Annotated in this window: 15 protein-coding genes, 1 tRNA gene and 1 pseudogene; 10 read left to right on the forward strand and 7 right to left on the reverse strand. The window is 48.4% G+C overall.

Annotated elements, in window-relative coordinates; all coding sequences use genetic code 11:
- Positions 1–195: 195 nt before the first annotated feature.
- From AC4IFB_RS02095 to AC4IFB_RS02110, 4 genes are read right to left on the reverse strand one after another with little or no spacing between them, the layout of a single operon-like run.
- The gene (locus tag AC4IFB_RS02095; RefSeq protein ID WP_490779239.1) at positions 196–1,221 is read right to left on the reverse strand and encodes a peptidylprolyl isomerase; all 1,026 of its coding nucleotides are present in this window, start codon (positions 1,219–1,221) and stop codon (positions 196–198) included.
- A gap of 47 nt (positions 1,222–1,268) precedes the next feature.
- Positions 1,269–1,568 (reverse strand): YciI family protein, encoded by a 300-nt coding sequence (locus tag AC4IFB_RS02100; RefSeq protein ID WP_490775056.1) that lies wholly within the window; start codon positions 1,566–1,568, stop codon positions 1,269–1,271.
- Positions 1,569–2,234, reverse strand: a complete 666-nt coding sequence (locus AC4IFB_RS02105; protein WP_490775057.1) for a septation protein A — start codon at positions 2,232–2,234, stop codon at positions 1,569–1,571.
- Between the two features lie 60 nt (positions 2,235–2,294).
- Positions 2,295–3,038, reverse strand: a complete 744-nt coding sequence (locus AC4IFB_RS02110; protein WP_490779240.1) for a hypothetical protein — start codon at positions 3,036–3,038, stop codon at positions 2,295–2,297.
- Positions 3,039–3,200: 162 nt separating this feature from the next.
- Between AC4IFB_RS02110 and AC4IFB_RS02115 the strand changes: the two genes are divergently transcribed.
- From AC4IFB_RS02115 to AC4IFB_RS02150, 8 genes and pseudogenes are all read left to right on the forward strand, one after another.
- Entirely contained in the window at positions 3,201–4,070 is an 870-nt protein-coding gene (locus AC4IFB_RS02115) for a PHP domain-containing protein (RefSeq protein WP_490779241.1), read from the forward strand.
- A gap of 13 nt (positions 4,071–4,083) precedes the next feature.
- Positions 4,084–4,707 (forward strand): L-threonylcarbamoyladenylate synthase, encoded by a 624-nt coding sequence (locus AC4IFB_RS02120; protein ID WP_490779242.1) that lies wholly within the window; start codon positions 4,084–4,086, stop codon positions 4,705–4,707.
- A gap of 7 nt (positions 4,708–4,714) precedes the next feature.
- Complete coding sequence (locus tag AC4IFB_RS02125; protein WP_490775061.1) at positions 4,715–5,407, forward strand: site-2 protease family protein; 693 nt, start codon at positions 4,715–4,717, stop codon at positions 5,405–5,407.
- 2 nt (positions 5,408–5,409) lie between these two features.
- Positions 5,410–6,627 (forward strand): tryptophan--tRNA ligase, encoded by a 1,218-nt coding sequence (locus AC4IFB_RS02130; protein WP_490779243.1) that lies wholly within the window; start codon positions 5,410–5,412, stop codon positions 6,625–6,627.
- A 43-nt stretch (positions 6,628–6,670) separates the two neighbouring features.
- Complete coding sequence (locus AC4IFB_RS02135) at positions 6,671–7,483, forward strand: segregation and condensation protein A (RefSeq protein ID WP_490775063.1); 813 nt, start codon at positions 6,671–6,673, stop codon at positions 7,481–7,483.
- 199 nt (positions 7,484–7,682) lie between these two features.
- A complete protein-coding gene (scpB, locus tag AC4IFB_RS02140) occupies positions 7,683–8,636 on the forward strand; it encodes an SMC-Scp complex subunit ScpB (protein ID WP_490779244.1) in 954 nt (317 codons plus the stop codon).
- Entirely contained in the window at positions 8,629–9,573 is a 945-nt protein-coding gene (gene rluB, locus AC4IFB_RS02145; protein ID WP_490775065.1) for a 23S rRNA pseudouridine(2605) synthase RluB, read from the forward strand. The genes scpB and rluB overlap by 8 nt, the downstream gene beginning before the upstream one ends.
- Positions 9,574–9,596: 23 nt before the next feature.
- Positions 9,597–9,746: pseudogene (locus AC4IFB_RS02150) on the forward strand (endonuclease); the annotation flags it as partial.
- Positions 9,747–9,904: 158 nt separating this feature from the next.
- On the opposite strand, the gene AC4IFB_RS02155 reads toward AC4IFB_RS02150, so the two are convergent.
- Complete coding sequence (locus AC4IFB_RS02155) at positions 9,905–10,822, reverse strand: GGDEF domain-containing protein (protein WP_490779245.1); 918 nt, start codon at positions 10,820–10,822, stop codon at positions 9,905–9,907.
- A gap of 383 nt (positions 10,823–11,205) precedes the next feature.
- Here AC4IFB_RS02155 and AC4IFB_RS02160 point away from each other — a divergent pair, with 383 nt between their 5' ends.
- Together AC4IFB_RS02160 and AC4IFB_RS02165 are read left to right on the forward strand one after the other, a co-directional pair.
- A complete protein-coding gene (locus AC4IFB_RS02160; protein ID WP_490779246.1) occupies positions 11,206–12,243 on the forward strand; it encodes a thioredoxin family protein in 1,038 nt (345 codons plus the stop codon).
- Between the two features lie 86 nt (positions 12,244–12,329).
- Positions 12,330–12,405 (forward strand) — tRNA-Lys (locus tag AC4IFB_RS02165).
- 122 nt (positions 12,406–12,527) lie between these two features.
- Here AC4IFB_RS02165 and AC4IFB_RS02170 read toward each other — a convergent pair.
- Together AC4IFB_RS02170 and AC4IFB_RS02175 are read right to left on the reverse strand one after the other, a co-directional pair.
- Positions 12,528–12,935: a response regulator gene (locus AC4IFB_RS02170; protein ID WP_490775068.1), complete on the reverse strand. Its 408-nt coding sequence runs from the start codon at positions 12,933–12,935 to the stop codon at positions 12,528–12,530.
- A gap of 223 nt (positions 12,936–13,158) precedes the next feature.
- Complete coding sequence (locus AC4IFB_RS02175) at positions 13,159–15,219, reverse strand: ATP-binding protein (RefSeq protein ID WP_490779247.1); 2,061 nt, start codon at positions 15,217–15,219, stop codon at positions 13,159–13,161.
- Positions 15,220–15,334 lie beyond the last annotated feature (115 nt).

Consider the following 15,334-nt stretch of genomic DNA (forward strand, 5'->3'; position numbering starts at 1 on the left):
CCCCACCAAAACCCATACAGAGTCATCCAAACCACTAAACCGGACTGCAGCAAACCCAGGATAACCTGCACCTTTCCCCGGATTCCGCTGCGCTTCATCCAGGCTACAGTAATGCACTCAAAACCTATCTGCGGATTTTCGCAGCTTGCTTAAACAACACCCCTCTTTGAGCAGGAGTGAGACCTGACATCAAAATTACTCACTGCCTTCCTTTTTCTCTTCAGTATCAGCACTAGCAGGCTCAGCAGCTGGCGCATCTGCCGCTGACTCGGCTGCCTGCTGAGCAGGTGCTTCAGGCTCGCCCTTGCTGGCTTCAGGGGCAGGCTGCGCATTTTTCTCATTGAATACCAATTCACTGGAATCACGCAGTCCCTGCATATAGTCGGTGAGGGATTTTTGCTGTAGTGCAGTCGTAATTTTACCGCGTACACTCTCCAGGGTAGGTGCTTCACTCTGACGGCTATCCTCCAACAGAATTACATGCCAGCCAAAATCGGTCTTAACCGGGGCTGCTGAATATTTACCCTTCTCCATGGAGGCCAGCGCATCGCCAAATGGCTTAACCATCTGTCCCGCATCAAACCATCCCAGATCGCCACCGTTTTTACCAGTAGGGCCTGTGGAGTGCTCTTTGGCCAACTCGGCGAAATCACCGCCTCCATCCAACTTCTTAATCAGTGATTTTGCCTCATCTTCCTCTTTTACCAGGATGTGTCTGGCTTTGTATTCAGTATTGGATTGGTTGGCAAAGTCAGCATCATAGACTTTCTGAATCTCTTCATCGGATGGTTTTTTATTATTGGCATGCTCCTGTATGGCAACCTGTGTCAGCAGTTTCGCTTTCAGAAGTTCGAGAGAAGCGGCGACATCTTCACGCTCCAGCAAACCGGACTTTTCAGCCTCTTGTGACACGATCAGGATATTGGCTAACTCATTGAGTACGCCCATTTGCATCTCAGGTGAGGTCTTCGCATCGGGAACACCACGCATCCTGTCCTGGAAGTAGAGGCTGTACATGGCTCTGGTCACAGGCTTACCGTTCACCGTCAGCAGGGTGTTTAGATCCATATCGGCAGAACCGGCTTCTGTTTTCGCTGGCAGCGTGGCAGAACGTTGTGATTCCGCTGCAGCGACTGCAGTCGGCTCAGTCTCAGAAGGTTGGTTACAACCTACAACCAGTCCAGCGCTGCAGAGTGTAGCCAGAATTATCTGTTTTTTCATCTTTGATCTTACCTTGTGGTGATTATTAACTATTTATTCCGTAACGTTTACGGCAGTACTTTTTTGAAGGGTTTAACTATGACCCGTGCATAGACACCCGCTTTTATATAAGGATCCTCATCGGCCCACATTTTAGCGCTTTCGAGGGTGTCAAACTCCGCCACGATCAGGCTGCCTGAAAAACCTGCAGGACCGGGATCTTCTGCATCAATCGCCGGGTGGGGACCGGCCAGAAGGAGTCTCCCCTCGCTTTGTAGCAGCTGTAGCCGCTGCACATGATCCGGACGTATTTTCAGGCGCTGCTCAAGACTGTCTTCACGATCTTCAGCGATGATGGCGTACAGCACTCACTTCTCCTCAGCTTTTAGTTCAGGTTCGCGCAGATGGCGGGCAAGATAGAAGGCTTGCAGAATAACGAAGCCCAGTGTCAGCCCCATCATGCCAAACAGTTTGAAATTGACCCAGCTCTCTTCCAGGGCGTGGGCAGTATGACACATCTCCAGTTCATTCCCCTGAAACTGAGTGTGACAATTATCGAAGTCGATTTGTTGCAAGCCGGTGGTATCGATGAGTAACTGCTCAGCGGCGAAGAAGTCACTTGCCACGTAGAGATTCAGGAATCCCAAGATGATGAAAAAGAGTCCCCAGAATAGATTGAGCCGTTTCCAGATGGGTGTGGGTACATCGATAGCACTCTCCATCATGCGCTGAACTATAGGTTTTTTACCAATAAACAGACTGCCCAGGAAGACAAGTCCAAATAGCCAGTTGATCACTGACGGCTTCCACATGATAAAGGTGCGATCCTGCAATAGGATGGTTAATCCTCCGAACACCACCAATATAGCGAGGGTGATCAGATGCATTTTCTCAACATGGCCCTTACGAAACCAACCATAGCCGACCTGGATTACCGACGAGGCGATAGCGACCCCTGTGGCGATATAGATGCCATACAGCTTATAGGCAATAAAAAACAGGATGACGGGAAAGAAGTCTACGAGAAATTTCATATTGGAATCTGTGGTTAAACCTGATGTGTGAGCAGCTTTGATGCGATCTCAAATTGATTATTAATGCAATGTTCTGGGTAAGCGCCAGAGATTGTAATACTTTTCAACGACTTCTCGTACCTGTTGCGGGTAATTAAGGGCATCCATCTGGGTCATTCCTTCCTTAAAAAAATTGGGTGCCTCATCAGGTATGTATCTTGTGAGTGTTTCATAGGCGCTATCGATCAGTCCTGGTTGGTGGCTGCGGGTGGCAATAATTGCCTGGTTAATCAATAAAATACGCCATGGTTCTGATGAGGTACTTCCGCTTTTGCCGGTTTTAAGTTCAGGGGCTATGGCCTGCAGAAGTTCTTGCGCCACCTCATAGAGCTGCTCAAGTTCGGCTGTTTCGCTATAGGTGTTGGCAAGCCGTGCCAATGCATTGACTATTGGTTCGATTGTCCTGATCTGTCCCAGATGGCGTCCCAGCCAAAGTGCCAGGGGTAGGGAGAGATCCTCAAATTCATGACTCACTTCGGTTAGTTTGAGATCAGTTGCCAGGGCAGAAAAGTCCATCAGCAGATTGATGCCATAATCCCCTAGTTCATTCAATTCATCACTTGAGAGGGGGTCGTTATCACCACTTTTCGATTGTTTATCGACAAGTTGCAGGATTTCAACCAGGCGATGCATGGCATCCCGAAGTGCTGCAGGAGAACGTTCCGGATCGACACGGATACTGGTTCGGCCACTGTTGATAACAGTGGCTGCAATCTCTTCGAAACGGCTGTTGATTGTATCAAGAGTAAGATTGTGAAATAGCATGGCGCCAATTGTATCAGGCTGTTCTAAGAGCGTCTGTCAGTTGTTGTGATCAATATCTGCAATTTGAATTTTTTCTTACCCATAGCATCAGGAAATAAGAGAAGGTTACAGATTAATGATTTCTCTATCCGTGAGGCAGGACAATGGGTACAATCCGCCCCCATGTTCTGCTTATACGACCTACATAGCCACTCCACAGCTTCGGACGGGACACTTCCGCCCCGAGAGCTGGTGCTGCGTGCAGCGGAGGCTGGGGTCAAAGTATTGGCATTGACCGATCATGACACCACTGCAGGCATAGATGAGGCCTACCGGACTGCTCAGACCTGTGGCTTGATACTGATTCCAGGCGTGGAAGTCTCAGTCACCTGGAATCAACAAACTGTACATGTGGTAGGGCTGAATGTAGATCCAGAGAGTCCTCTGCTGAGTGAAGGGCTTGGCCGCCTGAGAGCATTTCGGGAGTGGCGGGCGCGAGAGATTGCAGAGAAGCTTGAAAAGGCGGGTATCCATGGGGCTTATGAAGGTGCTTCTGGATTTGCTGAAGGTAATTTAATTGGCCGTACACATTTTGCACGTTTTCTGGTTAAAAGTGGTGTGGTGGATGACGAGCGAAAGGTTTTTAAACGCTATCTGGTGAATGGAAAACCTGGTCATGTGAGCGGGGATTGGGCCTCTTTGGAAGAGGCTGTCAATTGGATACACTCGGCAGGTGGCGAGGCGGTGATCGCTCATCCCGCACGCTACAGAATGACCCGCTCTAAATTACGCAGACTATTCAGGGACTTCGTGGAGTTAAAAGGAGACGCTCTTGAAGTCGTGTCTGGCAGCCATAGCCGGGATGATTACTTCACCATGGCTAAACACGCCAAAGATTTTGGTTTGAAGGCTTCTGCCGGATCAGATTTCCACTCTCCGGAGACGCCCTGGCTGGAGCTGGGTCGTTTGCCAAAGCTGCCCGATAGTTGTCAGCCCATCTGGAGTCACTGGAATCTGCCTCAACAGACTGATCGTCAATGCGAGTTGGCTTAGGCTGGATCTTAGTATGGCGCAGTTTTTTCAGATACATCCGGATAATCCCCAGTCCCGTTTGATTAAACAATCGGTGGCTATCATTCGTGATGGCGGCCTGGTGATCTATCCTACCGATTCGAGTTATGCCCTCGGTTGCCATATCGGTGACAAAAGCGCTATGGAGCGTATTCGGCGTATTCGTAAAGTCGACGATTCACACAACTTTACCCTGGTATGCCGGGATCTGACCGAAATTTCCAACTATGCCAAGATCGATAACCAGGATTACCGACTGCTGAAGAACCTTACCCCTGGCCCTTATACCTTCATTCATAAGGCAACCAAACAGGTACCCAGACGTCTAATGCATCCTAAACGCAAGACGATCGGTATACGTGTTCCCGACAATGAGATCGTCAGTGCATTGCTGCAGGAGCTAGGGGAACCGATCATGAGTACTACCCTGATCATGCCGGGAGATGAGATGCCCCTTACCGATCCCTATGAGATGCGGGACCTATTGGATCATCACGTGGATCTGATCATAGATGGGGGTTATTGTGGTTTAGAGCCTACCACGGTGGTGGTTATGTCAGACCATCAGCCTGAGGTCGTCCGTGCAGGAAAAGGCGACACTTCTCTGTTCGAGGTATAATTTTCCGATGGAAGGTCTCAGTCTCATTCAAAAGCTGGCAATTTTTGTATTGCCGATGATATTCGCAATCACTGTGCATGAAGCAGCTCATGGGTGGATGGCCAAACGTCTGGGGGATAAAACCGCTGAGATGTTGGGAAGGGTGACCCTCAATCCAATAAAACACATCGATCTCGTGGGCACTATTTTGGTTCCTCTTGGCGCCTATCTGCTTACCGGTTTTATGTTCGGCTGGGCTAAGCCGGTTCCTGTCAACTGGAATAATCTCAATAATCCAAAGCGGGATATGGGGCTGGTGGCTCTGGCAGGACCAGCTGCGAATCTGTTGATGGCAGTGATCTGGGCAATATTGGTCTACGCCGGTGCCCTGTCTCTACAGCATTTCGAGTGGTTGGGCGTGCCTCTGGTATTGATGGCAGTGGCTGGGGTCTTGATCAATGCCGTATTGATGGTGCTGAATCTGATGCCAATTCCCCCTCTGGATGGAGGACGGGTACTATTCTCTCTACTACCGGCAAAACAGGCCCAGATCTTTTCTCGTCTCGAGTCTTATGGGCTTGTCATCGTATTGGTATTACTTGTCACCGGCATTCTTGGGTTTGTACTCTGGCCATTGGTCGGTTTGACGATCAAGATTCTGCCTGCAAGTGACATTGTTAATCAGCTTATTCCTGTCATTCTCAGTCCCGTAAGGAGCTAGTTTTGAATCAGCCACTAAGTGCAAACCGAGTGCTATCTGGTATGCGTCCAACCGGACGACTGCATCTTGGACATTATCATGGGGTTCTTAAGAACTGGCTGGCATTGCAAGATCAATATGAGTGCTATTTTTTCGTCGCTGACTGGCATGCATTGACAACCCACTATGATGACCCAAGTGTGATTCCGGGCAGTATTTGGGATATGGTGATCGACTGGCTGGCAGCCGGGGTGGACAGTGAGTCTGCAACCCTTTTTATTCAGTCCATGGTGCCAGAGCATGCGGAATTGCACCTGTTACTCTCAATGATCACCCCCCTGGGTTGGCTTGAGCGGGTACCCAGCTACAAAGATCAGCAGGAGAAGTTGAAAGAGAAGGATCTGGCCACCTACGGCTTTCTCGGCTACCCCTTGCTGCAATCTGCAGACATCCTTATCTATCGTGCTTCTCAGGTGCCGGTCGGAGAGGATCAGGTGGCCCATGTTGAGCTTACGCGAGAAGTTGCTCGACGCTTCAACCATATCTATGGTCGTGGCCCTGATTTCGAAGCCCAGGCTGAAGCTGCGCGCAAGAAGATGGGCAAGAAGGCGGCAAAACAGTTCGACCAGTTAAAGAGAGCCTATCAAGAGCAGGGGGATGGTGAGGCACTGCTGAAAGGGCAGGAACTGCTGGCTGCTCAGCAGAACATCAATGCAGAAGAACGAGAACGCCTGATGGGCTATCTTGAGGGGAGCGGACGGGTGATTCTGGCTGAACCTCAGCCTCTTTTGACCAAGGCCTCAAAGATGCCCGGGCTGGATGGACAGAAGATGTCGAAATCCTATGCCAACACCCTGGCGCTGCGTGATGATCCAGCTGAAGTTGAAAATAGACTAAAACGTATGCCTACAGATACCCAGCGGGTACGCCGCACAGATCATGGAGATCCGGAAAAGTGCCCGGTGTGGCAGTTTCATCTGGTCTATTCTGATGAGGGGACCCGTCAGTGGGTTCAGCAGGGTTGTACGACTGCAGGCATTGGTTGTCTTGAGTGTAAGGCACCTGTTATCGAATCGGTTTTGGATGAACTTAAACCAATTCAGGCACGGGCGGCAGAATTTGAGGCCCAACCTGAGCTGGTGAAGGGTATTATTGAACAAGGCTCCGAAAAGGCCAGGTCAGTGGCCCAGGAGACGATGCGGGAAGTTCGACAGGTCATGTCATTGCAGAGTCTGAGATAGCAGGCTCGGATTTAGAGGAATCAAAAACATATAATGCCCCGCCATGGAACCTACTGAAAACCATCCTCATCACCACCCTGAGCAGGAGGAGATGCCTTTTGCTGTGGTGATGGGTGAGCCTTTGGCGACACCGCCAACTGATCTCTATATCCCTCCCGATGCACTTGAGGTTTTTCTCGATGCTTTTGAGGGGCCTCTGGATCTGTTGCTCTATCTGATCAGACGTCAGAATCTCGATATTCTCGATATACCGATTCTGGAAATCACCCAACAATACGTCAGTTACATCGAAATGATGAATGAGCTACGGCTTGAATTGGCTGCGGAGTATCTGGTGATGGCCGCTATGTTGGCCGAGATCAAATCCCGCATGTTGTTGCCGCGAACGGTGAGTGAAGAGGAGGATGTTGAAGATCCCAGAGCAGAACTGATCCGGCGACTACAGGAGTATGAGCGCTATAAGCAGGCTGCAGAGGATCTGGATGGATTGGAACACATGACCAGGGACACCTTTCAAGCGCATGCTGAATTGGTTGATCGTCATGTTGAGGCCCAGGAGCCTGATGTCTCCTTGCGTGAGATAATGTCTGCACTGTCGGATGTTCTGCATCGCGCTGATATGTTCACCAGTCACCGGGTTGAGAAGGAGCCGCTTTCTGTTCGCGAGAAGATGTCTCATGTGTTAGAGCGGATCGATGGCGAGCAGTTTGTCAGCTTCACCGAATTGTTTGATATTGTGGAGGGCCGCTTGGGAGTAGTGGTTACCTTCCTGGCAGTTTTGGAATTGATTAAAGCATCGCTCATCGAATTGGTGCAGGCAGAGGCCTTTGCCGCCATTCATGTTAGGGCCTGTTAACACTAATTCAATCGACGCTGTTGCGTCTGAAAAAGCGCCAATCTAGGCGTGAGGAGCACAGTTTGGTTATTCCAAATAAGCGACGAACAACAACGAGTGGCGCTTTTTCAGGCGTAACCCGAAGGGCTGCGGCTATTTTTCCGCCCAGCAGCGTCGATTGAATTAGTGTTAACAGGCCCTAAAGCGAAGGTTTCTTGAAATGACCGATAACAACAAATTGAAACAGATTGTTGAGGCAGCGCTTCTGGCCGCCGGCAAACCCTTGAGCCTGGATGAGATTATCTCCCTGTTTCCTGAGCATGAGCAACCGGAAAAGAAGCAGCTGCGCGAGATCATGGCTGAGTTGGAGGAGGAGTACCAGGGCCGGGGTATCGAAGTTACGGAGGTGGGAAGTGGCTTCCGAATACAGGTTCGTTCTGAATTTTCTCCCTGGGTATCCAAACTTTGGGTTGAACGGCCACCTAAATATTCCCGAGCCCTGTTGGAAACCCTGGCATTGATTGCCTATCGCCAACCAATAACACGGGGTGAGATTGAGGATATCAGAGGGGTTTCTGTCAGTACCAATATCATTAAGACACTCACAGAAAGAGAGTGGGTACGTGTGGTTGGTCACCGGGATGTGCCTGGAAAACCGGCGCTCTACGCCAGCACCAAAGAGTTTCTCGACTATTTCAATTTAAAAAGTCTCAATGAGTTACCGACTCTGGCTGAAATTCGTGATCTCGACTCAATCAACCGGGAACTGGAATTGCAGGATCCGGATAAGTTGGATGAAGAGCAGTCAGCTCAATCCCAACAGGACGCAGATAACAGTGAGATGGATGACGATTCTGAACAGTCAGAACAGAGCGTTCATCCTGTGGAAGATGGTCACTCCGAGGATTCTCCGCAGGATCAAGAGACGGAACGAGTGGCTGAAGCCGATATCGAGAGTGAGCTGAAAGAGAGTACAGATAGTGCCTTAGAAGACGAAGACCCAGAGGTTTCCCCTCTATTGGATGAAGAGACCATTCCTCAAGAGGAGGAACTGCAACAATCTACCACGATGTCTGAGGAAATGATTTCCGAAGAGATACCGGAGACAGAAGCCGAAATGGTGGAAGCATCCGATACCGGGGTATCCACATTGAAGTCTGAAATTGATGAATAAAGGTAGAGAGCCTGTAGGTGTTCGACTGCAAAAAGTATTGGCTAATGCAGGTATGGGTTCCCGTCGGCAGATTGAGGGGTGGATCGTTGAGGGGCGTGTTGAGGTTAATGGTGAGATCGCCACACTCGGCGTGAGGGTACTACCTGAAGATAGCATCCGGGTTGATGGCAAACCGGTCGCCAAACGCAGACTTGAGACCCCCCAAAGAGAGGTGTTGGTCTATAACAAACCTGAAGGGGAACTGGTGACCCGGAATGATCCTGAGGGACGCCGCACAGTCTTCGAGCGACTGCCGAGACTGGAACATGGTCGCTGGATTCCAGTTGGCCGGTTGGATATCAATACCTCAGGGTTGCTGCTGCTGACCACCGACGGGGAACTTGCCAATCAGTTGATGCATCCGAGCCGGCAGGTTGAGCGGGAGTATGCCGTCAGGGTGATGGGGGAAGTCACAGAAGAGCAACTCTATCAATTGACCCACGGTGTTGAGCTGGATGATGGTCCTGCCCGGTTTGAAGAGATCGTTGAATCCGGTGGGGAGGGGATCAATCGCTGGTTTCACGTTGTCATCATGGAGGGACGGCAGCGAGAGGTGAGGCGAATGTGGGAAGCGGTTGGCTGTCGTGTAAACCGTCTGAAGCGGGTTCGCTATGGCAGCGTAATACTTGAGAGCGCTCTGAGTATTGGGCGCTGGCGCAATCTGAATCCTTCTGAGATCAAAGAGTTAGTCCTTATTTCGGGGCTGACACCGAGCCGGAGAAAAGTTGCGGACAAAGGCGCACCGGCTAAGCATCGCTCATCCCGTCCGAAAACAGCACGGCAGAAGGCACCACGAGAAAAACTTTCAAGAGAGAAAAAGAGCCACTCTGGCCCAGCAGGTAAGTCTGATTCAAGTCCCTGGAAGGGTAAGCGTTCCAAACCCCGCGGTGGTCGTTAGAAGTGAACTCACTCAAGGCTTCTTTGGAGGCTTTGTTTCAACAACTGTTGGCTGAATATGGGCCTCAACACTGGTGGCCTGCAGATAGTGATTTTGAAGTGATGGTTGGAGCGGTTCTTACCCAGAATACGGCATGGAATAATGTCGAAAAGGCCATTCAAAACCTAAAATCAACCTGCGAGCTCAATGGTGATGAAGGGTTTTTTAACGAGTTCCATGCGTTGATTGTGATTCACGCAAAATCGATTTGTCAGACCAGGCCCAAGTGTGATGTATGTACACTTAGATCAATCTGTGACTATGGCGCAAATAGTGACTGAGTCGTTAGTGTTCAGTTTGTCATAATCACTTGGTTACGGCCCTGATTTTTGGCTTGGTAGAGCGCACTATCTGCACGTTTGAACAGGGACTCAGTGGTATCACCACTACTCATCATGGTGACACCCAAACTCAGGGTGACTTGTAGCTTTTTCAGAGATTCGATTCTTAAGTTCTCAATGTTTTCCCTGATCCTTTCCGCAAGAAGATTGGCGCCAAGCTGGTCAGTTCCATTGAGTACAACCACAAATTCTTCACCACCATAGCGATAGAGAGCGTCACTGCTTCTAATGCTCTCTTCGACAGTTTTTGCTACCTGTTTCAGAACCAGGTCGCCAACTGCATGACCATATTGGTCATTGATACGTTTGAAAAAGTCGATATCCATAACGATCACTGACAGACCTGAATCTTTACGTCGGTTGAGTTCGATTTCACGGCTGAAATTTGAATCAAAAGCGGTTCGATTCTTGACCCCGGTGAGGGAGTCTAGAAAGGCGCTTTCAATAGCTGCTTGATAAAGCAGAGCATTTCGCAATGGATAGAGTAGAGCGGCAAGTAGGTTCTCGACCTGACTGATTTCGCCCTTCTCATATCTCTTTTTGCGACTGACATTGACCACACCAAGATCGGTATCCAGTACCTTAAGGTTATAACTGAGTTTATTGCGCTGTTCAGTTATGCCTGTTTGAAGTTCGAATTCACCTTTAGGGCTGCAGTAGTGCAGGCTGTCGTAGAGTGACTGGTCACTCAGAACTTGTGCGAACAACTCAATGAGGGTGTCCACCTCGAGGGTGGTCTGCAGTTTACCGCTGAGCTCCATGATCAGACCAAGTGTGCCGTCATCATTGACGACATCGGCCAAGCGACCCAGGATCGGACCATTTACCGGAGTTAAGCTGTCTTGATGTATGCTGTAGATACCAGTCATTTTTATTGCTCACTTAAACTTCTGAAACTCACGGATACTAATGCGATTTGTGTGCCAATATATAAAAAGTAAGTAAAAACAAAAAGATAGGATGTCTGGGTCGCGATGGTGTCAAAATGGCGTCGCTATTTTGACCGGGTGATTTTTTCCAGGTCAGTCAAAGAGACAAAAAAATGTCACTGGTTAAGCTACTGAATATGAATAAAATTCCTCCTCAAACCAGGAGATAGTGCAGCGAGTGATAGAGATGGTTTTGAAGTTTGCTACTATTTTAATATCCCAGTATTCAAACCTGATTAACGGGTTTTGGGTTGTCTCAACTGTAAGGAGCCAAGAGTAGAGCTTGCCTCCCCCAATCTTCAATATTTCTCTGAGTGCCAAACATGCCAAGAACAGTACTACTGATATCCCTGTTATTGATGGTATTGCCCTCGCATGGGGCCGATGAATCATCTGGACTGGATAAGGGGTTGGTCAACCCCGGTTTCCATGAAAAGCCAGCATGGTTCAAAAACTCTTTTCTCGATCTTGGTGAAGATATCGAAGAGGCGGCAGAGGTGGGTAAAAGGGTAATCCTCTATTTCCACCAGGATGGCTGCCCATATTGTGCCAAACTGCTGAATGAGAACTTCTCTATTAAAGAGATTGTAGATAAGACCAGAGAGGGCTTTCAACTGGTTGCCATCAACATGTGGGGTGACCGTGATGTCACTGGCATCAATGGAAATGAGACCACAGAAAAAGCCTTGGCTGAAAAACTGAAGGTGAGATACACCCCAACACTGATTTTTCTCGATGAGCAGGGTAGAAGTATATTGCGGCTAAACGGTTACTATCCTCCCCACAAATTCATGACAGCCCTCGACTACGTCTCCGGCAGGGAGGAGCGAAAGCAATCATACAGAGACTATGCCAAGGCTCATCAGCCAACTGTAGCCAGTGGCAAGCTGCATCGAGAACCCGATTATCTGAAGATGCCACTTGATCTGCGTCAGAGCGCCAGAGCAAATGAGAAGCCCTTACTGGTACTGATGGAGATGAAGCAGTGCCCCCCCTGTGATGAGCTCCATCAGGAGGTTCTCAGTAAACCGGAATTGACCAGAACCATGCAAGGCTTTGATGTTGCAGTGGTGGACATCTGGTCCTCGGAACCGGTGGTTACGCCAGCTGGAGAGGAGCTTAAGTCAACAGATTGGGCAGCAAGCCTGGGTATTCAATATGCGCCCAGTCTACTGTTCTTCGATCAACAAGGGCAGGAGGTGTTTCGCTCCGAAGCCTATTTAAGGACCTTCCACACCCATGCAGCAATGACGTATGTGCTGAGCGGTAGCTATTTAGAGCAACCCAATTTTCAACGCTATGTGCAGGCCAGAGCCGAGGAAATGAGGGCTAGAGGAGTGCTGGTCGATTTGATGGAATAGGAGGTTTATGAATAAAGTCGATTTTGTTATGCAATTGGGCTTCACTCGAAGGGGATTCTAGGGTAGTATTGCGCGTTCGAAATTTCGGGTTGTTAGCTCAGTCGGTAGAGCATCTGACTTTTAATCAGGTGGTCGCAGGTTCGATCCCTGCACAACCCACCATCTTATTGCTCCCGCGTTCCTGCGCGGGGAAAAAGCAACAATCTCTCTTCATCTCAATAGATCGTTATCTGGTAGCTTCCTGCGCGCTTTTATCTCGCCAATTATCCTATAAATTGCGGAAACTAATCCCAAAGTGAGAGCACAGTGGCAATTGCTCGGGCAAATTCACTGAAAGAGTGGGGCTTTACGATATAGTCATCAACATCATATTCAAATGCCGCGTCCCTATCTTTAGGCTCGTTGGAAGAGGTCAGGACGATTATCCGTTGTGTCTTAAGACCTGAGTCGTTACGTAGCTTATGTAAAAATTCGATGCCGCTCATTTTTGGCAGATTCAGGTCGAGGAGAATAAGTGCGGGTGCGATTTTTGTTTGGCCAGCTTCACCGCGGAGCATATCCAGTGCTTCTCGACCGGTACGAGCGATATGCAAAGGATTTGAGACTCTGTTTTTCTGTAGGACGCGTTGTACCGTCATGATATCAACCCGGTCATCTTCAACTAATAAAATTGAATCGTTGTTGTTCAACATAGCTTGCTACTCTAAGTAGTATTAACCCGGCGACCAGATAGTTTACGTTCAGCCACAGTGAGCCTGCCTTTATAATAATCAAATTGTTAGGGGCTTCAAGCATACCCTTGCCCGGTGTTGTGGCCGAGGGTTACCGAATTTACCGAGTGGCCCACCTGAAGGGCGTAACCATTCTCTATGAGCTACGCCTTGACCAAGATATGTTTCAAGCCCTGAATGTATACTATTCGCTTGACGCTTTAATAGATATGGCATCACCTGATTTACGACGGATATTGGGTTTGATTTCTGTTCCTTTGAAAGGCCAAGTGAATGTGAAACTGGCCCCTTCATTAATGGCGGACTCTACGCGTATGGAACCTCCATGCTCAACAACTATTTTTTTCACCAGTGCTAAGCCAATACCGGTGCTGGTACCAAAATCTCTAGACTCCAATGTCTGAAACATTTTGAAAATTTTATCGTGATACTCTGGGGCTATGCCTTGACCGTTGTCTCGCACAGTAAATTCATAGAAATCACCAATCTTTTCGCTGCTGATGTGAATTTTACCCTTTTTACCACCATGGTACTTCAGGCTGTTGCTGATCAAATTGGAGAAGACTTGACCCAGCTGCAGACGGTCTGCAACAAGAACCGGCATATCGCCTTTGATTTTAATTGTGAATCCTTTTTCTGGTGAGAGTGAGTCTGTTATCTCCATGATCAGTTCACGGGTGTCAATCGGGGTCACATTATCTGAGGTTTTGCCTACTCTTGAATATTCCAATAAGCCCTCTATGAGATCATGCATTCTTCTGACTCGGTCACGAAGCAGGGCCAGTTGCTCTCTAGATGAAGAGTCCAGTTTATCCTCGAGATCCTCTTCGATCCATTCAGCAAGATTACTCACAGCTCTCAAAGGTGCCTTCAGATCATGAGAGGTTACATAGGCGAATTGTTCCAGATACTCGGCTCTGCGTTCAGCTTCAGCAGTGCGGGAGGCGATATGATATTCAAGGGTCTCATTCAGGGTTTGTAACTCTGTCTCGGCATATTTTCTTTCCATCACTTCCAGGTTGAGCTCTTCGACGAGTGAACGTAACTGAGCAGTTCTCTCCGCTACTTTGAGGCTTATCTGCTTAGTACGACCTACCAGGTTGGCGGTGTAGATCGTGAGAAGGGCTGTAAAAGCCAAACCACCAAAGAAGATAACCCAACTGATCGGGTTCTCTATCTCAAAACGGTTCGATGCCGGTTCACAGAGGATGGTCCAAGTCATGTTTTCGACTTCTATTTTCTGTGAATAGGAGATTCCCGGATTTTCATAAGCACTCACATCAGACTGTTCCTGGTTTCTGATGCGAGAAAAATGGGTATAGAGATGAGTCCCCTCAGACCCTTTATCACCTCGGTATAGATGTATATCAACTGATCCGGGCCTTAAGCTATCCAATGCTCTTTCGACGATGTCACCAAGAAAAAAAATTCCCAGGGCAAAGCCACGCGGGATTTTCATTTCACTGCTTATTTGTGTCGAATCACTATCTAAAAAAACCGGTACAACAATTGTAATACCCGTAGCTGATTTTTGAGGCTTGTAGATTTTTTTTGTGTCAATCTGTGTTTTATTCTCACTGATCGAGCGTTGAAAAAGGGATTGTACTTGTGTGTCAGAATCAATATTCAAACCCAGCATCTGTTTGTTTTCTTGATAAGGCTGCACATAGAGGATGGGATAATAGACTTCCCGTTGTGGATGATCAGCAGTTAAAAGGCCGACAGCATCATATTCTTTGATTTGAAAGGGGGGGAAGCTTTTCTGAGCAAAGCTGAGAAATTGGCTATAGTATTTGGCATCTATCCTTGGTGCCCATACCAGTGCCTTGATACCGGCATGGTTCTTTAGCGCAGGCCCGACGAACTTTCTGAACTCTCTGCGACCTACGGATTCAGATGCTTCGAAAAAACTGGCAATATCTCTAACAATACCTAATGAAAACTTGATTTCCCGCTGTATCAGTAATATTCGGTCTTGAGCGGCCTCCTTGAAAGCAACCTCAACCTGCTGCTTTTCCCAATTTATTGACTGGATAAACAGGCCGTATGATATCAGGGCACCAATTACTGTCACCAAGGCAACAGGAATATACCCTGCAAGCAGTGAATTTGTGCCAGTGGTGGCATCCTCTGCTTCTCCAGAGACCCATCTGTTCTGAAATGGTTTAGAAAACCATTGCCATCGTTTTGAATCCAACTTAAGGATAGGCTTCGCTATATTTCTGATCAGTCTGCTTATAGACATATTAGAATGATGTCAGCTTTCCACTGAGAATTACCGAATTTACCTTACGGCCCACTAGGGCCTGTTGACACTAATCCCTTAATTGGTCGTAACGCTGCTGTCTCTATCAAAGGCA

It is taken from the genome of Candidatus Thiodiazotropha sp. AKIB8 (assembly GCF_058244675.1).